This is a genomic window from Actinomadura harenae (assembly GCF_003696215.1).
In the GTDB taxonomy this organism is placed as follows: domain Bacteria; phylum Actinomycetota; class Actinomycetes; order Streptosporangiales; family Streptosporangiaceae; genus Spirillospora; species Spirillospora harenae.
In genome coordinates this window covers 1-22,269 of record NZ_RFFG01000119.1, presented here as the reverse complement: position 1 = coordinate 22,269, position 22,269 = coordinate 1, and the positions used below count along the sequence as shown (strand labels likewise).

At 66.9% G+C, this 22,269-nt stretch carries 19 protein-coding genes; 12 read left to right on the top strand and 7 right to left on the bottom strand.

Annotation, left to right across the window (positions count from 1 at the left end; all coding sequences use genetic code 11):
• Window positions 1-932 precede the first annotated feature (932 nt).
• Window positions 933-1,094, bottom strand: a complete 162-nt coding sequence (locus tag EBO15_RS44670) for a hypothetical protein (RefSeq protein WP_158628465.1) — start codon at window positions 1,092-1,094, stop codon at window positions 933-935.
• A 722-nt stretch (window positions 1,095-1,816) separates the two neighbouring features.
• On the opposite strand from EBO15_RS44670, the gene EBO15_RS37075 reads away from it, so the two are divergent.
• Together EBO15_RS37075 and EBO15_RS43895 are read left to right on the top strand one after the other, a co-directional pair.
• On the top strand, window positions 1,817-2,920 hold the full coding sequence (locus EBO15_RS37075) for a hypothetical protein (RefSeq protein ID WP_122199148.1): 1,104 nt from the start codon (window positions 1,817-1,819) through the stop codon (window positions 2,918-2,920).
• A gap of 1,090 nt (window positions 2,921-4,010) precedes the next feature.
• Window positions 4,011-4,601, top strand: coding sequence for a hypothetical protein (locus EBO15_RS43895; protein WP_147481835.1), 591 nt, complete (start codon window positions 4,011-4,013; stop codon window positions 4,599-4,601).
• A 187-nt stretch (window positions 4,602-4,788) separates the two neighbouring features.
• Here the strand turns inward: EBO15_RS43895 and EBO15_RS37070 are convergent, their stop codons facing one another.
• From EBO15_RS37070 to EBO15_RS37045, 6 genes are all read right to left on the bottom strand, one after another.
• Window positions 4,789-6,369, bottom strand: a complete 1,581-nt coding sequence (locus tag EBO15_RS37070; protein WP_122199147.1) for a tyrosine-type recombinase/integrase — start codon at window positions 6,367-6,369, stop codon at window positions 4,789-4,791.
• Between the two features lie 83 nt (window positions 6,370-6,452).
• Window positions 6,453-6,941, bottom strand: coding sequence for a hypothetical protein (locus EBO15_RS37065; protein WP_122199146.1), 489 nt, complete (start codon window positions 6,939-6,941; stop codon window positions 6,453-6,455).
• Window positions 6,942-7,021: 80 nt separating this feature from the next.
• Complete coding sequence (locus tag EBO15_RS44665) at window positions 7,022-7,492, bottom strand: DUF317 domain-containing protein (RefSeq protein WP_158628464.1); 471 nt, start codon at window positions 7,490-7,492, stop codon at window positions 7,022-7,024.
• Window positions 7,493-7,795: 303 nt separating this feature from the next.
• Window positions 7,796-8,029 (bottom strand): DNA-binding protein, encoded by a 234-nt coding sequence (locus EBO15_RS37055; RefSeq protein WP_122199144.1) that lies wholly within the window; start codon window positions 8,027-8,029, stop codon window positions 7,796-7,798.
• Complete coding sequence (locus EBO15_RS37050) at window positions 8,026-9,015, bottom strand: TRM11 family SAM-dependent methyltransferase (protein WP_122199143.1); 990 nt, start codon at window positions 9,013-9,015, stop codon at window positions 8,026-8,028. Before EBO15_RS37050 ends, EBO15_RS37055 begins: the two co-directional genes overlap by 4 nt.
• A complete protein-coding gene (locus EBO15_RS37045; RefSeq protein ID WP_147481834.1) occupies window positions 9,012-9,887 on the bottom strand; it encodes a hypothetical protein in 876 nt (291 codons plus the stop codon). The genes EBO15_RS37050 and EBO15_RS37045 overlap by 4 nt, the downstream gene beginning before the upstream one ends.
• A gap of 257 nt (window positions 9,888-10,144) precedes the next feature.
• On the opposite strand from EBO15_RS37045, the gene EBO15_RS45545 reads away from it, so the two are divergent.
• The 10 genes from EBO15_RS45545 to EBO15_RS36995 all read left to right on the top strand — a co-directional run bounded on the left by EBO15_RS45545 (window position 10,145) and on the right by EBO15_RS36995 (window position 21,970).
• Window positions 10,145-10,654, top strand: a complete 510-nt coding sequence (locus tag EBO15_RS45545; protein ID WP_199745055.1) for a hypothetical protein — start codon at window positions 10,145-10,147, stop codon at window positions 10,652-10,654.
• 244 nt (window positions 10,655-10,898) lie between these two features.
• A complete protein-coding gene (locus EBO15_RS37035; RefSeq protein WP_122199141.1) occupies window positions 10,899-11,351 on the top strand; it encodes a hypothetical protein in 453 nt (150 codons plus the stop codon).
• Window positions 11,352-11,779: 428 nt separating this feature from the next.
• Window positions 11,780-12,568, top strand: a complete 789-nt coding sequence (locus tag EBO15_RS37030) for a sigma-70 RNA polymerase sigma factor region 4 domain-containing protein (RefSeq protein ID WP_122199140.1) — start codon at window positions 11,780-11,782, stop codon at window positions 12,566-12,568.
• Between the two features lie 175 nt (window positions 12,569-12,743).
• Window positions 12,744-13,145, top strand: a complete 402-nt coding sequence (locus EBO15_RS37025; protein WP_199745054.1) for a pilin — start codon at window positions 12,744-12,746, stop codon at window positions 13,143-13,145.
• Window positions 13,146-13,481: 336 nt separating this feature from the next.
• The gene (locus EBO15_RS37020) at window positions 13,482-14,936 is read left to right on the top strand and encodes a hypothetical protein (RefSeq protein WP_122199139.1); all 1,455 of its coding nucleotides are present in this window, start codon (window positions 13,482-13,484) and stop codon (window positions 14,934-14,936) included.
• A complete protein-coding gene (locus EBO15_RS37015) occupies window positions 14,933-15,913 on the top strand; it encodes a PrgI family protein (protein WP_122199138.1) in 981 nt (326 codons plus the stop codon). Before EBO15_RS37020 ends, EBO15_RS37015 begins: the two co-directional genes overlap by 4 nt.
• A complete protein-coding gene (locus EBO15_RS37010; protein ID WP_233616708.1) occupies window positions 15,910-17,697 on the top strand; it encodes a VirB4 family type IV secretion system protein in 1,788 nt (595 codons plus the stop codon). Before EBO15_RS37015 ends, EBO15_RS37010 begins: the two co-directional genes overlap by 4 nt.
• Before the next feature lie 473 nt (window positions 17,698-18,170).
• Window positions 18,171-20,099 carry a type IV secretory system conjugative DNA transfer family protein gene (locus EBO15_RS37005; protein ID WP_233616707.1) on the top strand — a complete coding sequence of 643 codons (1,929 nt, stop codon included), beginning with the start codon at window positions 18,171-18,173 and terminating at the stop codon, window positions 20,097-20,099.
• Window positions 20,100-20,183: 84 nt separating this feature from the next.
• Complete coding sequence (locus EBO15_RS37000; RefSeq protein WP_158628463.1) at window positions 20,184-21,020, top strand: replication-relaxation family protein; 837 nt, start codon at window positions 20,184-20,186, stop codon at window positions 21,018-21,020.
• On the top strand, window positions 21,020-21,970 hold the full coding sequence (locus EBO15_RS36995) for a C40 family peptidase (RefSeq protein ID WP_122199136.1): 951 nt from the start codon (window positions 21,020-21,022) through the stop codon (window positions 21,968-21,970). The genes EBO15_RS37000 and EBO15_RS36995 overlap by 1 nt, the downstream gene beginning before the upstream one ends.
• Window positions 21,971-22,269: the final 299 nt, after the last annotated feature.

Sequence of the window (22,269 nt, the reverse complement as noted above, 5' to 3'; positions counted from 1 at the left end):
CCCACGACACCATCATCGCGGAGATCAACAACACTCAACGTCACGACCGGAAAATCCTGCTCTCGCCCTACTCATGTCACAGAAGACTCATATGTCCTGTTGTCTCTCAAGAGTCTGACAGAGAGGGCTCAGCCTCAGCACACGGTCACCCACACCGGCTAGGCACACATCCGGTGACACCGTGGGTTCCGCTGTAGTTCACCGCGTTCGCCCCACTAACACGAACCGCCATGCCGGGCCGTGGGATGCGCCCCCGGGGGTGCCATGGTCGCTCCGTGGTCGCTCCGTGGTTGCGGTAGCCCACGGCAGGGCCCGGCATAAGGCGATACCCAAAACGGGGTGAGCCCGGACAGGGAGGCACGTTCCGGCACGGCCACAATCCCGCCGACACGGTCCCGGACCACTTTTAATCCGTAGGTTGTGGGTTCGAGTCCCACGCGACCCACCACCCCTGACCTGGGTAAACGCAAAAATGCCGCGTTTGCCCAGCGTCTTTTTTGCCCCGAATTTCCCTTGTGGCTGCTCGATGGCTGTCCGGTGGCTGTCCGGCCGCCCGCATCCCCCCTAGTCAACCCTGGTTTCGCGCCCACGAACGCCCGCCAGGGGCAGCGCGGACCATCCGATACCCCGATGTCCCGTGATGCCACGCGCACTATCTGGCCCGCGGACGATCGTGGAGGCTTCCGCCCCACAGGGATGCCCGGGGCGGCGCGGGTATACGCAAGGCCGTCGCGCCCGCGGACTCTTCCCAAGCGGGGCTGTGGCTCTCAGGTGCACCTACATGGCGCTGATGAGCTCGGATCCGACAGTCAAGCGCCACAGGCAGCTGGTCCATGCGCCGGAGGCACCACTGGACGCGTTCCCGATCGCCCTCGACGGCCGTCTGACCTGGGGCCATCCCGGAGGGGGACTGGTTGAGTGTCAAATATGCCTTATGGGAAGCAGCCGAGAATGGCGGCGCAGCGGAGCTTCCCTTTCTGGCGCGGACTATCGGGGATGTCGGTGATGTCGGCAATCACCAGCATGTCGGCCACCTCGACCATGAAGACCCGCTCGACCAGGTCTTCTTTGGCAGGCGTATTGACCACACTCATGCGAGCCCTGCGCCGACGGCCCCTGGGAGTCCGGCCTTGCGCATGAGTCGTTCTGCCCTCTTGTGGTTCACGCGTTCGCCTCTGCTGAGGGGCCAGCTTGGCGAACAGTTCATCGCCCAGCAGCTCCGGCCGTCCCAGCGAGCCCCATGACCGGAAAGCCGCAGTCCCCTCGTCCTGCGAGCCTCGGCACCAGCGCTACACCGATCGAACACTCACCCGCAAACATTAGGCGATCTCGGCGTTGCCATGCCCGGCAGCGGACAACTCGACCACCCCCAGATACAAACGCTCACGGAACACTTGCTGCTCAGCACCCGGGGGGATCATCACCCGGGGGATACCTCATCCATCAGGCATAACCCGGCCTGCCGTCGCCTGGGCCACTCCACGAGGACACCCTTTAAATGTCAGCAGTGGCCAGCTTGGGCAATCAACTTGACCAGCGTGATCACCTGAGAGGTACCCTGTGGTCCACAGGGTGGCAAAACCTTGACTGTTCAGCAGCATCGGGGAAATCTGGGGTGGCGATGTACCCTCTCAACGTCCCTTCGGAGCTGTACTTGCAGGCCTTCCGCTGGTCGTCGCGCGATGGACGCTATTCGATTGCAGGTCCAAACGAAATATGCCAAGCACGCTCGAGTAATGGTGGCATGCTAGCCGGACAGGAGATCTAGCGCCCTTGCCGGACGGAATGGCTATCGAATCGGAAGGTATTGATCACTATGGATAAGCGATCGGGTATCACTGAGGCAGTCGCCAAGGGCTTGGGCGAAGCACGGACCCAAAAGCTGAACGCGCTGGCTCGACACGTTCAGGAACTGCAGATTTTGACTGCGGAGGCTGGTACGGTCGACCTCCTGTCAGTACCGCGCACGGGCCGCGATATTACTCGGTGGAAATCTCTAGCTGCGCAGGGTGGCGAGGACTGGGTCTATGTGACTTATGCTGACAAAAACACCGTCTTGGCTCTGGATGAACCATCAGAAATTGGGATGCGGAATCAGGCCGCCGCGGCGATCTATCCTGAGTTGCATACACGGATGGTCAGTTGGTGGCTGGTGCATGCCTGGCGGAGCATCGACCTCCTTGAAGACACTTTGGATAACATCTGGCGTTGGAGGATTTCATCCGGAGCGGTTACCGCAAGGGCTGCCGTAGAGGAGGCTGGCGCACTCGTCGACGAGGCGCAAAAGCTGGCTAAAGCGTGGAGTATTGGAAAGGCTGCGCCAGCGGAAGAACTCAAACGGCCTAAAACTGTACGCGATGCGCTTGCTCCCGCCCTTCTGCACGCCAGCATGGGGTCTCGCCTTACCGGCAGTCATGCGAAGCTGCAGGCGACAAACGTCCTGACACTGGTGAAAAAATTGTCTAAGACTTCGGGAAATCCGCGTTTCATTGAGTGGTACGATTGGCTGTCCGATGCCGCCCATCCGGCCTTTGGAGCGAGAATCGCGTACTCATCCCTTCCTTTGGTTCACGATTCGGGTGCCGTTACTGTGCGCTATTATGCAAGAGCTCCACTGTTGCTTCAGAGCGACACTCAGCAAAAGACGATGGAATCGACGATCGCTCTCACTGTAGCGGATTCCATAATTGCGGCCGGGCAGATAATTGTCGACGTCTTGAATCACTCCCTCGCCCTTGTGGACGATGTCGGCTTGACCACTGGCGCGGCGACGCTAACCCGACGGAATTATTGGCGAAACCTTTCCCCGGTGCGAGGTAGTCGCGCGTGCCCTTGTGGCCGCGGAAAATGGTCACAATGTGGCCACCGGTGGGGTGAACCTGCACCAAAAGCAATTAGTCTGGAAGACACTTCAGCGTGAGCGTGTCAACACTGGCTACGGCCCGCGTTGCCACGATCAGGTGCCATAGTGAGTTCACAAACCGGAGCCGAATATCCTCAGCTTGGCCGCAGAGTTGGGGTGCCGATCCTAAGCATCCGTATGCATAAAGGTGGTTGACAGAATTTTCGGACCTTCCCTAAAGACTGTCCCGCAACTACGGGAACCTGAGACCGTTTGACCACGGTGGGGTGCAGGTGTTCAGGGCCGATCGGGGACACGTGGGGCGCCGTTGTTCGCCAGCCCGACGATGCGACAGCTCCGCCGCCTGATGCGAAGCGTTGCAGGTTGGGGTGTGAGAAGACCGGGCCGGGCAGACGGCGTCGCCAACCCCATGCCCGCCTAACGTTGACCACCGGACACGGGGAGGCAGTCCTCCTCGATTATCACCTGATCGGTGTCGGTGTGGCCTGCGAGGTCGTAGCGCTCACCATCGACTGGCCCCGCGAGTGCATGCGCGTCCACTGCGCTGGCGGGCAAAGCTAGTCAGACTTCATCGTAAGCCGGCTGTGCGGCAGCCAAATGCGCGAGGCACCGCCTGAACGGCGACGATTCCTCTCAGCCCGTCTGACACCTCGCCACGCATATGAGCCACCGTGGTCAGGCGCGCTATGCCCTCTGCTCTATAGGCGATTCAGACACCAGCGGGTCCGCAGGGGGCCTGTCCACGGATCATCCGCGGCCACCATCGTCAAGGCTCGCTATCGCTGAAAAGGAACCTGCCTGAGGAGAACAACCAGTTCGTCACTCGCGTCCCGACTGTCCGTGGAACAATGCCAAAACAGCCTGCCGAAGCGTCCCGCCGCAGTTTTCTGTAACGCTCACCGGCCGTACACCTCCATCGGCCCTATTTTGAATCCCACCACTCCGTTGACTGAAGCCCGCGACAGCGATCGCTCGGCGCTGGCCGCCTCGGCCTTGTCCTGGCAGCCACTAACAGCCAACTCCTGCCACGCGCTACCAATTCGTGATCGCACATCCTTGTGAGCAGAGAGTCACTGGGATAGCCTTTCTTTGCTAACCAGGCCGGTCTGTGACTACCGACCTGGCTTCAGGCAAAGCGAGGGGACTGGTGCACATCTTGAGTCAGTCGGATACGAACGCAGGCTCGAAGAAAGCGATGGGTTGCGGTGCTGGATGCCTAACCCTGGTGGTCATCTTCCTCGCTGGCTCTCTCATCAACGGCTACCGCACCGGCTGGGACGGCAAGGCGGACGCTGGAGACCCTGGGTACCGGAGTGGCCGTGCAACGACTCCGAATAGTTCCACACCGGCGTCCACAGCGCCCACATCCCCAGGAGCGAAGTCATCTAAGCCTGAAAAGAATCCGAATTTCGATTTCAGGCCACACACCGCAAAGGAAAAGCAGTTTCATTCTAACATTCTCAGCGCAATCGGGACCCCAGGAGAACTCAAGAAGCAAGGCATGCCACTGGAGCAAATTAGGATCAAGACACCAAATGTCTACTGGGGAACAGTGTCCTATGTCGGCCTGCGGGTCGTCGAGAACGAGGTGCATGTAGCCATCAGGAACGGTTCGAACATTCCTGCCGAGACCCTAAATGACCTGCCAAGATGGTATGGCAATATGGCTGGCGATACTTGGGCTTACCGCGAGAACACTTGGGTGCTCGTCGACTACAAGACGGGTGAACGTCTCTAAGCCTTAGGGTGCCGCGGGGGTGACTAGGCAGTGGGAGCGTATCCCCTATGGCGTGACTCGATGTTATGAAGGAGCCAGAGCCTCAACCCGGGTGGATGGGTGAATATCGGCGGAAGCTTAGCGGCGGGTTTCTTCTGCTCTTCCGCCCGGGAGCACGGCGCGGGTGAGGGTGTTCGGCGAAGCGGGATCAGAGGAATGTAGGTGCAGTTGCGGTGTCGGCGTTGAGGATGATGGCGGCGGCGTCTTCGGCGGATTTGCGGGCGAGTTGTGGGAGCAGGCTGGTGTAGGTGTCGGCGGCGATCGCGATGGAGGACAGGCGGAGGGTGTCTTGGACGGTCTTCATGTCGTGTCCGGCGGCGAGGAGGAAGGAGGCCGCGCCGTGGCGGAGGTCGTGGAGGCGGACGGGTGGCAGGCCGGTTTCCATGGATAGGCGTTCGAACTGGTCGGTGACCTGGTTGGGGCGGACCGGGTTCCCGAGTTCGTCGGTGAAGACCAGGCCGGTGTCGTTCCAGGTGTCTCCGGCTGCGAGGCGCTGGGCGTTCTGCCTTGCCTTGTGGGCGCGTAGGACGGCGATGGTGGAGGTGTCGAGGCTGATGGTGGCTTCTCCGGCGTCGGACTTGGGTTTGCCTTCGAAGATGTCGGGGCCGATCTGGGTGATCTGCCAGCGGATGGTGACGGTGCCGCCGTCCAGGTGAAGGTCGGCCCAGCGCAGGCCGCAGGCTTCGCCACGTCGCAGGCCGCGGAAGGCGATGAGGTAGTACAGGGCGTACCAGGGGTGGAGTTCGGCGCGTTTCAGGAAGGTCTTGGTCAGGGAGGGGGTCCAGACCATGACTTTGGAGGGGCGGGGTGCTCCGATGTAGGCGTCGATCCGGTTGAGCTGGTTGCCGTGCCCGTGGGACGGGTCGTCCTCCCACAGACGTTTGCGGCGGCCCGCCATGATGCTGCTGTAGGTGTCCAGGTCTTTGCGCCATTGGGCGATGCGTTCGGGTGTCCAGACGAGCGCCTTGGGCGCTCTGCCCGAGGGCAGCTCGACCAGCGCGGCGACGTTCATCTCGGTCAGGCCCTCTCTTATCGCCCTCTTCAGGGCGCTGCGGAGGGTGGCGCGGATCCGCTGTTTGGTCGCCGGGCCGACCACGCGCCGTCCCTTCACCTGGGCTCGCAGCTCGGGGTCTCCGGTTTCGCGGGCGCGTTTGATCAGCTCGTTGAGCTCATCGATCCCGTCGAACATCCGGTCCACGTCCGCGATACGGAGCCGGTCGATGCGGATGTGTCCCAGGAAGGGGACGAAGTAGAGCCTGATGTGGTGGGCGTAGCTGCGGCGGGTTCCCTCCCGCAGGGCTTTGCGGCCGTGGAGCCACTCCGGCAAGTACTCGCCCAGGGTGGGGATGCCGACGAGGGTTCGGCCGTTGCGGACCCTCCGCCGGACTTCGTCCGGGCACGGCAGCTGTTTGGTCTCCTTGACGGTCGCGTTGATCAGGTCCGCGATCTGGATGGCCAGCTCCGGGTCGCCTGCGGCGATGTTGAGCAGTTCCTTGGCCCTGTCCAGCTCGGCGTCGGCCTCGTCTTGGAGCAGGAACCCGCTCCGGCGCAGCGGGCTGCGTCGTGTGCCGTCGGCTTTGGGAGGGAGCTCCAGCTGGTAGTTCCAAGTGCCGTGGCTGCTGTTCCAGCGGCCGGCGGCCCGGTACAGCTTGGGGCACTTTCGGCCGAGTCGCTTCCCCTCCTCGTCGCGGCAACCGCACGTTTTGGAGGTGCTTCCCCTCGGCGCCACCGCTCAGCTCTCCTCGTTCTGCCGAGATGCCAGCGGGCAGGTGGCCAGCCAGACTCGGTGGCCGTGCTGGTGGATCTTGCTGGTCATGCCTTGGTCCCCTTCGGGCGCGTCCGGTGACGGTGGGAGGGGCGGTGGGGTGCGGGGATGCCGTACGTGACCTTCAGATGCAGGATGTGTTCGGAGTTGGTGGGGTCGAGGGGGCCGCCCACGTCGGCGGTCCAGAGCTGTTTGCCGTGGCAGCCGAGGAGCATGGCCACGTCCCAGACGGGAGTGGCGGCGAAGGTCCGGTTGCGGACGGTGCCGACCGCGATCGCGTCGAGCTTGTTGGCGGCCAGGTCGCGCAGCAGACGGTGGGCCTGTGCCCGGCGTCCCCAGGGGGTGGTGTCGCTGGGGACTTCGGTGGTGGTGTTGTCGAGGTAGGTGTCGACGACTGTCCCGTGCGTCGTGATCATCTGGCGGACGGCGTCCTGGTTGTTCTGCGGCCAGCTCGCGACCTGCTGTTCTGGCCAGAGGTAGTCGACGTGCACGTAGAACCCGAAGCGCAGGCCTGCCGACGAAGGTGAACCGGTCATTGATCTCTCCCTTGGGGTGATGGCTCCGTCTCCGGCATGAGCCGGTGGAGCGTTCCAGTTGCGGGGATGAGGCGTCGGTTTCACTGGTTGCGGAGGCAGCGCCAGAGCAAGGGCATTCGCCGTCGTCTTGAGCCAGCGGTTCTCCCCAGATTCCGGTCGCCGACAAAGCGACGCTTCACCTGGCTGCCGTCCTGCGGCTGGTGGCCGGTGGTGGTGTCGACCGGTTCGATGAGGCTGCGCAGTGCGGCGTCGACCACGGGGGCTGGCGTTCCGATGGTGAAGATCAGTTCGTAGTCGGGCTTGTCGTGGTCGGGGGTCTTGTAGACCCGGATGACCCACTCCACGGCCCAGGGGCGGTGTCCGCTGACGCGGGGCGCGTAGTCGTTGGGCTCGGGCAGCCAGGCCAGCACGATCCGCCCGTCGGGGCTGACGGCCCAGGTGTTGCAGTTCGGGTCGGATCGAAGGTGCCAGCCCGCGTTGCGGGCGGTCTCCAGGACGTCATCGACCGAATCAATGTCCGGGTCGATCAGGTATCGCGGCCTTGTGGGCATCGGACGGTCTCCGTTCCATGGGTGGAGGTCGGGTCTGCCGTCGGACCGGCCTACGGACGGTGCCGAGCGGCCAGGCCGAGAACAGGCACACAGCCGCGATAGATCGGGCCCCGCGGCTGCGGGCACGGCACGGTGGCTCGACTCCAGCGCGTATGACAAGTCGCGACTGGCCAGGGGCAATCGGCTCGGTCCAGAGGGGCGGCGCATCACCGACTTGTGCGGCGGTCTTTCGACGGCACGCCGCGGACGCTGGTCCCTCTGATGCGGAGGCATGGGGACGGCGGTTGAAGGGTGCTGCGGGAGTTATCGCGTTGGATCGTTCTCAAAGCCGTTGGGATCCAGGCCGAGGACGGTGAGGATGCCGGAGGTGGGGACCAGGTAGCTGTCGCCGACGCGCAGGACTCGGCACGGGAACGCCTCCGCGCGTGCGAGTTCGTAGGACTTGGTGCGTCCGATCCTCAATGCGCGCCCGGCTGTGACCAGGTCGACCATCGCTGGCAGGGCCAGAATCTCCGCAGCGGTCAGGCCTTGTTTCACCGTGCACCTCCCTGGTGGAAGCTCTGTTCGGTCTTGGAGGCAGAGAGGCGTGAGGCCTGGGGTTCAGAGGCCGGGACGTCTCCTCGCTGCGGATCTGGGCCACAGTCGGGAGCGGGTCGAGTGGGGCGTTGGAAGATGAGGAGGTCTTCGTGAGCTGCGGCGCAGGCGGGAATGCCTCGGTCGCGGGCACGGCGGGTTTCGAGCATCTGGAAGAACGACGCGCGGGAGATGACCCGTCCATCGCGGAGTCCGCACAGCAGCGCGGCCAGCCGGTCGGCGGGCTGGAGTCCAGCGGATCTGGCCGCCTCTGATACTCGGCCGGGTAGGTCGACCAGTTCGCCCCTGACGCGGATAGGCCGAACCGTCACCGCCGCCACTCCGCCTGGACGTAGCAGCAGCGTGCAGCCGGTCAAGATCTGCGCGAATCCGCTGAGGAGGTCGTCAAGTGAGCTGTGGGCCAGGTTGCCTCGGTCTGCGGAGTAGGCGTTGTCCCACTTCTGGATCTTGTCCTCGCGCGAGTCTCGGGTGGCGCGGATATGGCCGTGGGTGGAGGCTCCGTAGGGCGGTGAGGTGAGGACGAGTGCTGCTCGACCGCGGTGGTCAGCGAGGAGGGCCGTGATGTTGTGGGCGTCGCCGCGGGTGACGGTCGCGTGGCCAGTGGCGCCTTGGGCTTGGGCGTGGGAAATGTTGCGCGCGGTCAGGTGCGCAAAATCGTCCTCGTATTCGACGCCGGCGGCGTCGCGGCCGAGGTGGATCGCCTCGACCAGCGTGGTGCCGATCCCGCACATCGGGTCGATGACCAGCTCACCGGGACGGGTGTAGGCGCTGATCACCTGCGCTGCGATCTCGGGCAGCATCCTGGCGGGATGCTTCATCGCTTCGGGTACGTAGCGTCCCCGCCGCTGGAGGCGCGAGGGGCGCTGTCCGGTCACCAGTACCGAGGTGCTCGGGCCGAGCATGGCGCTGGTGGTGTGCTGGTCGGTCATGCCCGTCCCTTCCCTTGCTGAGCGCGGTTCTCGGTGGGGGCGGTGTGAGGCTTGGTGAACAAGCACACATCGGCGTGGACGCGGGCGGCCGGCGGTAGAGCGTCGGCGTGCTCGTCACGGACTTGTGCCAGTCCGCAGGGGTCGCTCTGAACGAGCACGCCGTTCACGGTCGGGACGTTGAGGGCGATGACGTGCTGGGAGTAGCGGAACTTCAGCGTCTGGGCCAGGTGGATGATGTGCGGTGCTGGGTCGATGAACTGGCCGTGTTCGTGGCGGGCGGTGGTGATGACGGCCAAGTGGCCGCCCGGTCGCAGCATCCGCCAGGACGCCAGCAGCACGCTGCCAAGCGGAATCGGTTTGCTGGTCGCGGCAGCGGTGGGGCAGCCGGGGCAGAGGTGTCGGCCGGTTCGCTTCTGCGGCGGTCGCAGGGGCGGTGCCGCGATGACCAGGGCGGCGCGGCCGAGGTGGTCGGCCAGCGCCATGGACATCTGATCGGGACGGCAGGGCCGCATCGCCAACCCCGACTGAGGTTCGCCGGAGCGTTCCCGCAGACCCGCGCCGATGTACTGGGCGAGCGGAAAATGCGGAACGCAGGCGACTCCGCGGCGGCCAAGTTCGCCGCAGGCTGCCAGGACCGAGTCGTTGGTCGGGTGGGTCTCGGCGACCAAGTCGCCGTCGTTGGTGCAGGTGCTGATCAGGTGCCGGGCGAGTTCACGACCGGCGTTCGGGCGGTGCCGAGGGCAGGGCTGGAAGCGACGCACGATCGCGGGCTGGTCGTCATCGGGGTCTGGGCACATCCAGACCGTGAGCGGCAGCAGCTGACGTCGTGCGCCGCGGTCGGGTGTGGGTGTGGGCTGCGCTGAGGTGTCCACGTTGTGATGGCCCGTGGCGGCCGTCCGGTCCCCATGCGCTTCTAAAAGCCCTCCCGACCGCTCGGATTACCGGTGACGCCCGGCAAAGAACCCCTAAAGAACCGGGGACTGCGAGTGTGTGTAGCCAGTTGGATGGCTCTGATCCACTTCTCGAGATCGCACTCTGAAGGGTTACGGCCGCGCCGGACTCCGCCTCCTGCGCATCCTGCTCACCTCATGCCGATCACTGCCAACGGTGTAGCGACTATTGTCTGCCTGTGCCCCTCACGGATTCCGAGATCGCCGCCGAGCTTCTTCCCGCCGGTCTGAGGTTCATCCGACGGGAGAGCGCGGAGGTTCAGCTACCGTTGCCGCCGAACCGAAGTCCGGCGAGTTGCCGTCCCGAGGATGGAAGGATCGACGGCCGGCCCGATGAGATCGTTGATTACGAGGACTCGGAGATGGCGGCAAGGGTCAACCGGGCCTGGTTTCGATTGGCGACCGAATACGGCCTGTTCAATGAGGACCGAGAGTTCCTGATCGGGGTGGACTACGCCCAGTCGGTTCACGAACCGGACTGGGGATGGCTGCAAGTCCAACTCCTCGATGAGTGGGACATCGTTGGCAGCGAGGTCGGGCTGCTCGGCGGCCCTGGTTTCGATGACCGTTACATCCCAGAGTTCACGGCAGTGTCCCTGGATCGAGCGATGATCTTGCACGTGACCCTGTGGGGCAACGGAACCATCAGTTCGATCGTCATTCGCCCAGACACCTTCGACGCTATCTAACCTGCGATCAGGACATCCTTGCCACGCGTCCAGCGGCGCGGTCGAGGCAGGTTTGTGAACCTTGCCAGCGAAGGTGCGCAGGTTGCCGTCACGCATGGCGATCCCGAGAAGTTGATCAGAGCCGTTGGAATCCCCCCGTGGCCAGATCGCGGGAAGCTATCTGGCCATCTATGGTCACTCTGCGTAGAACGCCTGGGCATAAATTTCGGGCAGGTCTGTGGGACGCAATCGCTAGTCTGCCGAGGTGGCGGAGACTTGGGGCGAGGACAGACTAATCGCCGACGGCTTTGGGCGCGTCCTCGTGGAACTGGACTGGTACGACGGCCTCCGCGCGGGTCTTGCTGAGATCGATGGCACTGTGCACTACTTCGAGAGCAGCAACTATGTCGACCTGGTCGATGAGGTCATCTACTACGTGTGGCCCGCCACTGATCAGGTCGCTGCCCTGGAACGAGAGCAATGGGCGATCTACGTCGAGTGGAACCGGCGGTACGAAGCCGGGGAGGCGTGGCCGGGCAACCATCCTGGACACAGAGGTGTCGACGCGCGGTATGACGAACTGGAGTCGTTGCTGACACCACACCGTCAGGCGCCAGCCGATGCGCGCCCGCTCCAGGCCGAGTGGCGATTCGGCCCGGGTAATCGGTATCAGCCCGAGGGGATAGACACCTGGGTTCGGTGGAGCTCAAGCCGATAACGCTGCCCTGGCACCGAACAGGCTCCCTACCTCTCAGATCGCGAACGCCCGTGGATGCCTTGGAAGCAGCCACGATGAGTGCCCAATCAACCGGCCTTACGCGGGGATTTCACCCTGGCCGCTGTCACTGCGAGCTCGCGCCGCCGCCCGGCGACACGTGACGCGCCTACTCGCCATCTCTTTACCTTGCGGTGAGCGCCACCGGCGTCGGTCCAGGTCAGCGCGCCACTTGGGGGGTTGTCGGGACTTTCCTCAGTGCCGTGCACGTGCGTTCTGGTGCGAGCTTCGCTGCTGGTCACAGCTCATGTTGTCTCGGAGTTGGGGCTGATTCGGCCTCCGTGTGGATCCCGAGTCTGCGCCGAGTGAGCGCCGAACGGCGGTGGAGAACTGGTGGCGTCCGATCCGCTCCACCATTCCGGGGGTATCCCATGGGCTCCAACGCCAACGCCTTCCACCACGGATCCGTCTTCGAGAGGGGCAACGCGCTCGATGCCGCTGAGGCGGCGTTCGACCTGCTGATGCAGGGACCGGAACCGCTCAGCATCGACGGCCGCCAGTTCGGGAACGAGCTGCCCGGACGCGAGATCGACCTGCGCGAGCTGCGAGAGCTGCTGCTGGACCGGCAGACCGAACTGGAGGTGCGGGACGCGGTGTGGGCCGAGCTGGTTCGCCAGTCCCGCAAGCACGGCGGCGCCTGGACGGTCGGCTGCGTCGGGATCGCGCTCCCCGGGCTGAAGCGGATCGCCTCGCGCGTCACCCGTGATGTCCCGGCGGCGTTGGCTGAAGACATCATCTCCGACCTGCTCGTCGCGTTCCTGTCCGGGCTGGCGACCCTCGACCTCGACCGCCACTCGATCGCGCCGCGGCTGTTGTGGCTGGCCAAGCGGGCGGCTGTCCGCACTCGCCGTAAGTGCACCGTTGACCTGCCGACGGCGCCCGAGGATCTGCCGCGGAACGGTTCCCAGGACAGCGGGCATGAGGACTTCGTTCTGGCCGACGCCGTCGCCCAGGGGGTCATCACCGGCGAGGAGGCCGAGCTGATCGGGCGGACGCGGTTGGAGAGGGTGCCGCTGAGCCAGGTCGCCCGCGAACTCGGCACGCCCGCCCGTCGCCTCTACCACCTGCGCGAAAGCGCGGAGAAGCGACTCGTCGCGGCGATCGACGACGGCAAAGTCACCGCCAACTCTCACGCCGACCTGCGGAATCAGGGCTGCTGATCGCGCTTTGAGGGGCGTACGGCTCGCGGGACGCGGTCGGCTCGGGTCAGGCGATCGTCCGGTCCCCATCGCATCGATCCCGTTCGGCTCCTCGAAGGAGGACACCCGGCGGCCCGACCGGTCGCGGCCCGCGAGCTCGTTCCGTCCAAAGGCACCCTCTGCTTGGAGGTCTTGCATGAACGGCATCCCGTCCAACCTCCGCACGTTGTTCTCCCAGACCCGACGGCAGCACCTGAGCCGGGCGCGCGTCCTCGCGGCGATCGCGGTGTGGTGCATGGGAAGCACCGCGTCGATCGTCTGGTCTGCGCCCGGAGTCGCCGATGCCACCACCCATCTGGTCGCGGTGTCGAGTCTCAATGAGGTCATCACCAACCTGCGCAACGTCATCCTCGGGCTGCTGGTCGGCTTGGCGACCTTGTTCGCCACGGTCGGTGGGGTCCGCTACATCCTGGCCGGCGGGGATCCCGGCGAGGTCGAGGCCGCCAAGAAGACGCTGCGCTACAGCGCCATCGGCTACGGGGTCGCGGTCCTTGCTCCGATGCTGGTGGGGATCCTTCAGAAGATCGTTGGGGCGTGAATGCGCCTCGTGCGCCGCCGAGGCCGCCCCGTCCTGCTCCTCCTGGTCACGGCCTGTCTCGCCGGAGCGGCCTATGCCGCCGTCTCAGCCGATCAGACGACCGTCCGTCCGGGCGTCGAGCTGGTAGCCGCGCTGGAACCGCGTCCGACTGGTTCGCCTGTTCCGAAGGCGCCTTCGGCGTCGCCTCGCACAAGTCCGAGCCCGGCGGCTTCCTCACCTGCTTCGGCACCGTCCGGAGCTCCTTCCTCCGCGCCGGTGAACTCCGGCGCGGCGGGGTCTTCGTCGGGTGCAGACCGGGACGGGGAGGAGGATTGCGGGTTCGGGGACCTGGCCTGCATGACCAGTCAGGCGATCTCGGGCTGGTTCAAGGGGTTGGTGGAGTCGGCGTCCAAGCCGACCTTCGATCTGCTGTCGGCCACGGTGCTGGGCACACCGGAGATCGCCTCGGCGTCGATGACGCGGGTGCAGGAGCTGTGGGGCACCTCGCGGTGGATCGCCAACACCTGCTTCGTGCTGCTGGTGACACTTGCCGGGGTGTTGATGATGGCCGGGCAGTCGCTGCCCGGCGAGGTGTCGGTTCGGGAGATCACCCCACGGCTGGTGTGGGCGTTCTTGGCCTCCAACCTCAGCCTGACCGTGATCGGCTACATCATCACCTTCGCCAACGGCCTGAGCGATGCGTTCCTGAATTCGGGCGCCGATCGGCTCGATACGGCCGAGGTCGGCAAGGCGCTCGCCTCGGGGATCGAGCCGACGCTGAGCATGAATCACGTCTTCTTCGTGCTGGTCGCGTTGGTGGCGGTGGTGCTGGCGCTGATCGTGGCGTTCATCTACGTGGTCAGGCTCGCGGTCACGCTGGTGCTGATCGCTGCGGCGCCGTTGGCGTTGATGTTCCACACGTTGCCGACCACGGACGGGATCGCCCGGCTGTGGTGGCGCGGGCTGAGCGGGATGCTCGCCATCCAGGTGCTGCAAGCGCTCGTGTTGGTGTCGGCGCTGCGTGTCTTCTTCGCCAAGTCCGACTCCGGGTCCCCGGTCATCAGCCTCCCCGTGACCTCCCGAGACCATCTCGATCTGCTGCTGGTGGTCGGGCTGCTCTGGGTCCTGGTGAAGATCCCGTCGTGGGTGGCGCAGACCATCTGGCGTCAGGCCCAGCCACGTCTGGTCGGCCAGTTGGTGCGGTCGGTCGTGATGTACCACACCGTCGGCATGGTCCTGGGCAACGGCCGAAGCCGAGGCACGGGAGCTTCGCGCACTGGCCGCCGTTCCCAGGGGCCCCGCGGCGGCGGACCCCATGGAGGACAGGGGCGAGGGCCGAGTAGCGGCCCGAGCAGCACTCCTGGTGGCGGGCCCAGCGGGCGTCCCGGGGCGCCTGCTGGTCAGGCGTTCCGCAAGGAGCCATCACAGCCACGGCCGCCGCGTGCCCAGGCCGAGCCGAACACTCATCCCGGAGACCGCCAGGCAGACGCGAAGCACCGCCGCCAGGCCGAGGAGCAGCGACGCAGTCAGGCAGCCAGCGGTCCCAGCCTCGCCCGGCACCGGCTGGCGGCTCCGCGGGCCGGCGCGCACGCATCGCGCCTCGCGTGGACGCCACGTCCCGGCGTTCCCCTGCCTCGATCAGGCGGCACCGGCACGCGACCTGCACCAACTCCGCCCGGCCCGCCGACTCCGCCAGGGCCGCTTCCACGGCCGCCGAGGAACGAGAGGCCGCACAGGTCTCGGCCGGCACCACGGGTCGCGTTGCGGCTGGAGCGCTCACACCACTGCCGCTTTGGAGGAGCACGGCGATGAGTATCGACGACGAATACGAGCCGCTGGTGGCCCGGATCCCTGCGGACGTGGAGATGCCGGACAAGGTGCTGGCCGGTCTCACCGGCCGTCAGCTACTGATCCTCGGCGCCACGGGTGGGCTTGTGGCCTGGGTGTATCTGCTCGCCCAGGGGCGTGTTCCGGTGGTTGTGATCGCGGCGCTACTAATCCCGCTGACCGCGCTCGGGTTCGCTCTGGCGTTGGGGCGGCGAGACGGGCTGAGTCTGGATCGCCTTGCCCTGCACGGAATCCGGCATGCGCTCCAGGGCAAGGTGCGGGTTCCTGCGCCGGAAGGGATCGCCCCGTATCCGTCCTGGTGCAGGTTGCGCGGCCAACTTCCGGCTCCGCTGGATCTGCCGGTTCGGGCGATCCGGCAGGACGGCGCGATGGGATTGGCCGACGGCGGTACCGCCGTCTTGGTGCAGGCGGGGACGGTGTCGTTCACGCTGCGCACCGCAGCCGAACAGGAATCGCTCGTTGCGCTGTTCGGACGATGGCTGAACTCGCTGGACTCCCCCGTGCAGATCCTCATCCAGTCCCGCTCGGCCGACCTGTCCGACCTGACGACCGAGCTGGAAGAGTCGGCCCGCGACCTCGCGCACCCGGCGCTGGAGCAGGCGGCGCGCGACCATGCCGCTTACCTGGACGACCTCAGCCGATCACGTGACCTGCTCACCCGACGGGTCCTGGTCGTCATCCGCGACCAGCCCACCGGCGAAACACCGCTGCACCGCCAAGCACGGACCAGGAACGTCAGCGCCACCGTGGCCATGCGGCGGGCCGAGGACGCCGTCCGGGCGCTCGCCGCTCTCGGGATCGGAGCCGTCGTCCTGGACGCCGAGGCCTGCACCGAAGTGCTGGCCGATTCCCTGTCGCCGGGCCAGCCCCGCCTTGGCGGCCTGTCCAGGCCGTACGACCTCGTGACCCGCTCCGTCCCCCCCACCAAGGAGGCCCGGTGATCCAGACCCGGATCCTGAAAGCACTCGCCCGCCCCGCTTCCACTCGCGCACCTGGTGGCGGCCTCGGGGATCTCCTCGGGCCCGATGCGTTGCTGGTCGGAGGCCGCAGCATCCAGCTCCCCGGAGCGGTGTGCTCGTCCTTCGCCATCACCGGCTACCCGCGCGAGGTCGGCGCGGGATGGTTGGAGCCGCTGCTGACCTACCCCGGGCACCTGGACGTCTCACTCCACATCGAACCCGTCCCGCCACTGGTAGCTGCGCAGCGGCTGCGGCGGCAGCTCGCGCGCCTGGAGTCGTCGTCGCGTTCCGATGCTCGCGCTGGCCGGCTGGCCGATTTCGCCGCCGAGGCCGCGGCCGATGACGCGGTCGAGTTGTCGGCCGCGTTGGCGCGCGGGCACGGACGGCTGTTCAAGGTCGGGCTGTACCTCACCGTCCACGCCCCCAACCCTGGCGCGTTGGAGGCCGAGGTTCAGCAGGTGCGGGCGCTGGCCGCCTCGTTGCTGCTGGACTCGCACCCCACCAGCTTCCGCGCGTTGCAGGGCTGGGTCACCGGGCTGCCACTGGGCATCGACCCGATCCGGCTGCGCCGCACCTTCGACACCAGCGCCCTGGCCGCCGGGTTCCCATTCGCATCCCCCGACCTGAACGCGCCCGCCGGGCAGCAGCCGGTGCTGTACGGGGTGAACATCGCCTCGTCCGGGGTGGTGCTGTGGGACCGGTTCGCCCAGGACAACTACAACTCGGTCACCATCGCCCGCTCCGGCGCCGGCAAGTCCTACTTCACCAAACTCGAACTCCTGCGCCTGCTCTACCAGCAGGTCCAGGTCGCGGTCGTAGACCCGGAAGACGAGTACCGGCGGCTGGCCGAGGCGGTCGGCGGGACGCGGCTCGCGCTCGGCGCCGCCGAGGTGTGCTTCAACCCGTTCGACCTGCCCACCGGGCAAGGCGACAACGCTCTCGTCCGACGTGCGCTGTTCTGCCAGACCCTCGTCACCACAATGATCGGCGAACCCCTCACCCCTGAAGCCCGCGCCATCCTGGACCGCGCGATCATGGCCGCCTACGCCTCCAAAGGCATCACCGCCGACCCCGACACCTGGGACCGGCCCGCGCCACTCCTCAAAGATCTCGTGGCGCAACTCGAAGCCGCCGACGGATCCGACGGCCACGACCTCGCCGAACGCCTCACCCCGTTCACAACCGGGTCGTATCGCAACCTGTTCGCCGGCCCCACCACCACGCGGGCCGAGGGCCACCTGGTCGTGTTCTCCCTGCGGGACCTGCCCGAAGAGGTCAAACCCGTCGGCGTCCTACTGGCCCTGGACGCGATCTGGCGGTGCGTCGCCAACCCCCACGACCGGCGCAAACGCCTGGTCGTGGTGGACGAGGCGTGGCTGCTGATGAAGCAGTTCGAAGGCGCCCGCTTCCTCTACCGGCTCGCCAAGAGCGCCCGCAAACACTGGACCGGCCTGGCCGTCGTCACCCAGGACGCCGAAGACCTGCTGTCCACCGACCTGGGGAAGGCGGTGGTCTCGAACTCGGCCACCCAAGTCCTTCTGCGGCAATCAGCCCAGGCCATCAAGGCGGTCGCCGCCGCGTTCGACCTGTCCGACGGGGAGAAGGCGTTCCTGCTGGCGGCCGAGAAAGGCGAGGGCCTGCTATGCGGAGGCCGTGCAGGTGACCGCGCCGCGTTCTTCGCCGAAGCCTCCAGCTTCGAGCACGAGCTGGTCACCACCAACCCCGCCGAACTCGCCGCCCTGGCCCACGAAGGAGACCCACTCTGATCGCCTCGCCGCTCCTGCCGGGCACCTACCCGCCCGTCCTGGAGCGCATCCTGAAAGCCGCGCTCGCGCACGCGCCTACCGTGGCCGCGGTCGCCGCCAGTGCAGGCGCGGCGTGGGTGGGGTGCCGGTGGGGCCTGTGGTCGTGGCGCAATCAAAGCTGGCAACGGGACGCCCGCCTGGTGCAGGTGTCGGTCCCGCCGCACGTGGAAACGTCCAGCGCGGCAGCATGGTGGACGCACCAGGTCGGACTGTTGAGGCCCCGCTGGAAGCGGTTGCTGTTCGGACAGCCTCATCTGGCCTTCGAGTACCTCGCCGATCAGGCTGGCGCCAGAATCCAGATCTGGGTCCCTGGAGCGACCCCGGCGGACTTGGTAGAGAGATCGGTCCGGTCTGCATGGCCTGGCGCGACCGTCACCACTCGTCCCGCCCAGCCGCCCCTGCCCATCGCCAGCCAGTGCATCGGTGGACGCGTCGTGCTGGCGAGGCCTGAGCATTTCCCGCTCACCAGCGAGCACAAGACCGACCCGTTGCGGGCCCTGCTGGGAACGGTCAGCGGGCTACGGCAACCCGAGAGCGCAGCCGTGCAGATCCTCGCCCGCCCTGTCACTGGGCGACGTCTGAACCGCGCGCACCGCGCCGCCGCCACACTTCGTGGTGGACGCTCGACCGCACCGCAAGCCCACCTGTTCGACCTGCTCGCCCTCGGCGGCGCCGAGCCTGAGCGGGCGTTTGAGCTGACCCGCGATCACCCCGAGCGGGCCGAGCAGGTTCGGGCCATCCTGAAGAAGGCCGGCCAGCCGCGGTTCGAGGTCCAGGTCCGTTACGCCGTCTCCACGACCGCTGAGCCTTGCGAGGCGACCCGGAACCGGCTGCTCGGTCTGGTCCACAGTCTGGCCACGACGTTCGCGCTATTCACCTCAGGCCACCAGTTCCTGCGGCGAAGGCGCCTGCTCTTCCCCGCCCGCCGCCTCGCCCAGCGGCGTCTGGACCGCGGCTACCTACTGTCGGTCGCCGAGCTGGCCGCCCTCGCGCACCTCCCGCTCGACCCGGACGCGCCCGGCATCGCCCGCGCCGGAGCCCGGCCCGTCGCTCCATCCCCACTTGTCCCGACCAGCGGGAACGTCCGCATGCTGGGCGACTCGGATGCCGAGCATCCCCGTCCGATCGGCATGCCGATCACCGGAGCCCGCCAGCACGTCCACGTGCTCGGCCAGACCGGCGTCGGGAAATCGACGCTGCTGGCCTCGATGATCCTCAGCGACGTCCATGCTCGCCGCGGGGCCCTGGTGATCGACCCGAAAGGCGACCTGGTCACCGACGTCCTGGACCGGCTCCCCGATCATGCGCTCTCCCGGACGGTCCTGTTCGACCCGGGCGACGCGGCGCCGCCTCCGTCGGTGAACGTGCTCGCCGGGGCCGACCCGGCGTTCGCCGTCGACTCGATCATCACGATCTTCCGGCGCTGCTTCTCCTCCGCCTGGGGGCCACGCCTGGACGATCTGCTGCGCTCGGCCTGCCTCACCCTCACCCAGGTCAACGGCCCCAAAGCCACCCTCGCCCAAGTCCCGCGGCTCCTCACCGACACCGCATACCGGGCCCGGATCACCGCCCAACTCGGCGACGAACTCCTGTCGGGGTTCTGGGCCGACTACGACGAGCTGTCACCGGCCAGCCGCGCCTCCACCATCGGCCCGGTCATGAACAAGCTCCGCGCCGTCCTGCTGCGCCCGTTCGTCCGCGACGCCCTGTCGGCCAGCGAGTCGACCGTGAACCTCGGCCGGCTCCTGGACACCGGCGGCCTCGTCCTCGCGCGGCTCCCCAAAGGCGTCCTCGGTGAGGATGCCACCCGCCTGTTCGGCTCACTGCTGCTCGCGCACGCCTGGCAGGCCGTCACCCGCCGCGCCGCCCTACCCGAAACGCAACGGCCCGATGCCGCCGCCTACGTCGACGAATGCCACAACTTCCTCAACCTGCCCGGCTCCATCGGCGACGTCCTCGCCGAAGCCCGCGGCTACCACTTCTCGCTCGTCCTGGCCCACCAGCACCTCACCCAGCTCCCCAAAGACCTCCGCGAAGCCGTCTCAGCCGACGCCCGCAACAAGCTGTACTTCACCACCTCACCCGAAGACGCCACCGACCTCGCCCGCCACGTCGCACCGCTGCTATCCGCACACGACCTGTGCCACCTGGGCGCCTACCAGGCCGCCGGACGCCTGGTCACCGGCACCGAACAGACACCCGCCTTCACCTTCCGCACCCGCCCTCTCCCAGCCCCAACACCCGGCAGGCAGGACGAAGCCCGCGCCGCCGCACGCCGCTGGTCTGCCCAACCCCAAAGCACGCCAGCTCGCAAGGCCGTCAGACGGCGCAAGGTCGCACTGCGCGACCCGCGCCAGCGCTGACATCCCGCCTTCTCGAACAGGAGACTGCATATGCCGCGCTCTGCCATCCGGATCCGCCGCCCTACTTCCGCACCGCCACCGCGCATGTCCCCCGAACTGCTGGCGGAACTGGCACACCGCCTCACCGGCCGCGACCGTCACATCCTCGAACTCGTCTGGACGCACCGCGTCCTGACCACCCACCAACTCGCCGCGATCTGCTTCTCCACACCCGGCAAAGCCCGCCACCGCCTCCTGGAGCTCTACCGAATGTCCGCGCTGGAACGCGCCCAGCCCTGGACACCAATCGGTACCCAGCCCTGGCACTGGGTCCTCGGCCCCGCCGGAGCCCACGTCCTGGCCGGACACCGCGGCATCGACCTCGCCGAACTCGGCTACAAACGCACCGCCGCCCTGGCCGTCTGCCACTCCCGCCAACTCGGCCACCAAATCGGCGTCAACGACTTCTTCGCCCAACTCCACCAACACGCCCGCCACCGCAACGACAACACCGCCGTCGCCGCCTGGTGGCCCCAACGACGCTGCGCCGCCCTATGGGGCGACCTCGTCCGCCCCGACGCCTACGGCCGCTGGACCGAACCCATCCCAAACGGCGGGTCGATCGAGCTGGACTTCTTCCTCGAACACGACACCGGATCCGAACCGTTGCCTAAAGTCGCCGAGAAACTCGCCGGCTACGCCGCCCTCGCCGAGTCAACCGGCATCCCCACTCCGGTCCTGTTCTCGCTCCCGTCCCAGGCCCGAGAAGCCAACCTCCGCAAACTCCTGCGCGACTCACCGGTCCCGGTCGCCACCGCTGTCCACCCGTTCGGCGACAACAGTCCCGCCGGACCTGTCTGGCTACCGATCGGGACCACAGATCGCCGGGTGCGACTGATCGACCTGCACGACCCGGAACGTTCTGGCGCGGAGCCCGCCTGATGCCACTGGCGATCGCGGCGGCTGCCGGATGCTTTCTGCTCCTGCTCGTCGCTCTTCTCGGCGGCCTGGGCGGAGCTCTGAGCGGCGGCGGGGGCAGCCCAGCAACGTGCGCGCCCGCCTCCGGGAACGTCTCCGACATCCCTCCGAGCTACCTGACGCTGTACGTACGAGCCGGACAGGAATACGGCATCCCGTGGAACGTCCTGGCCGCCGTCGGATCCATCGAATCCGACCACGGCCGCTCAACCGAGCCCGGCGTCCACTCAGGCGAGAACAGCGCCGGAGCAGCCGGACCCATGCAGTTCCTAACAGGCACCTGGGCCGCCTTCGGCGTCGACGGCGACCACAACGGCCACCGCGACCGCTACAACCCGGCCGACGCCATCCCCGCCGCCGCCCGCTATCTCAGGCACAACGGGGCACCCCATCGGCTTCGCACCGCGCTCTTCCAGTACAACCGCTCCAGCGCCTACGTGAACGACGTCCTCAACCGCGCAACCACGTACGCCAAGGCAGCCGACCGGAACCAACCAGCGCCACGCTGCTCAACGGCAACAGGCGGCGGGTTCGCTCTCACGCCGAACCAGGCCGCAGCCAAGGCGATCGCCTTCGCCCGCGCCCAACTCGGCAAGCCCTACCTCTGGGCCGCCACGGGCCCCCACGCCTACGACTGCTCAGGCCTCACCCAAGCCGCCTACCACGCCGCCGGAATCACCATCCCCCGCACCTCCGGCGACCAATGGAAACAACTACCCCACGTCTCCAACGGCCACGAACAGCCCGGTGACCTCGCCTTCTTCAACTCCGGCCCTGGCACTTCCAGCACCACCCCCGGCCACGTCGGCTTGGTCATCGGCCTCGGCAGGATGATCGCCGCACCGCACACCGGGACCGTGGTCCAGATCCAGCCCTACCGCCGCCCCACCCTGCTGGGTTTCACTCGCCCATAAGTCCGTTTCATGTGGGCAAGCTGGCCGCCGGATGCGCTTGAGCTGCGTCTCTCGCCGACGAGGCCCTCGACGTCCTGACCGTCGTGGTGTCCAAGGCAGGGACGCTGGAGCACGCCGAGTTGATCGGGCGATGCTGGAGCATCTGGAGATCTTCCGGCTGTCGCGGCAACTTCCCGCCCTCCACCAGGTGCTTCACCAGCTGTGCTCTCCGCCACAGGGGGTCCGCGTGAACGGGGCTCGGCGTACGTCGGGTTTTCAGGGGAGTTCCGGGCCCGTCCCAGCCACCGCGGTGGACGGTC

Bases quoted from the DNA above. Each gene is read 5' to 3' on its own strand.
- EBO15_RS44670 (WP_158628465.1), bottom strand. From the start codon at position 1,094: ATGAGTGTGGTCAATACGCCTGCCAAAGAAGACCTGGTCGAGCGGGTC.
- EBO15_RS37075 (WP_122199148.1), top strand. From the start codon at position 1,817: ATGGATAAGCGATCGGGTATCACTGAGGCAGTCGCCAAGGGCTTGGGC.
- EBO15_RS37065 (WP_122199146.1), bottom strand. From the start codon at position 6,941: ATGACCGGTTCACCTTCGTCGGCAGGCCTGCGCTTCGGGTTCTACGTG.
- EBO15_RS44665 (WP_158628464.1), bottom strand. From the start codon at position 7,492: ATGCCCACAAGGCCGCGATACCTGATCGACCCGGACATTGATTCGGTC.
- EBO15_RS37050 (WP_122199143.1), bottom strand. From the start codon at position 9,015: ATGACCGACCAGCACACCACCAGCGCCATGCTCGGCCCGAGCACCTCG.
- EBO15_RS37030 (WP_122199140.1), top strand. From the start codon at position 11,780: ATGGGCTCCAACGCCAACGCCTTCCACCACGGATCCGTCTTCGAGAGG.
- EBO15_RS37025 (WP_199745054.1), top strand. From the start codon at position 12,744: ATGAACGGCATCCCGTCCAACCTCCGCACGTTGTTCTCCCAGACCCGA.
- EBO15_RS37020 (WP_122199139.1), top strand. From the start codon at position 13,482: ATGACCAGTCAGGCGATCTCGGGCTGGTTCAAGGGGTTGGTGGAGTCG.
- EBO15_RS37015 (WP_122199138.1), top strand. From the start codon at position 14,933: ATGAGTATCGACGACGAATACGAGCCGCTGGTGGCCCGGATCCCTGCG.
- EBO15_RS37000 (WP_158628463.1), top strand. From the start codon at position 20,184: ATGTCCCCCGAACTGCTGGCGGAACTGGCACACCGCCTCACCGGCCGC.
- EBO15_RS36995 (WP_122199136.1), top strand. From the start codon at position 21,020: ATGCCACTGGCGATCGCGGCGGCTGCCGGATGCTTTCTGCTCCTGCTC.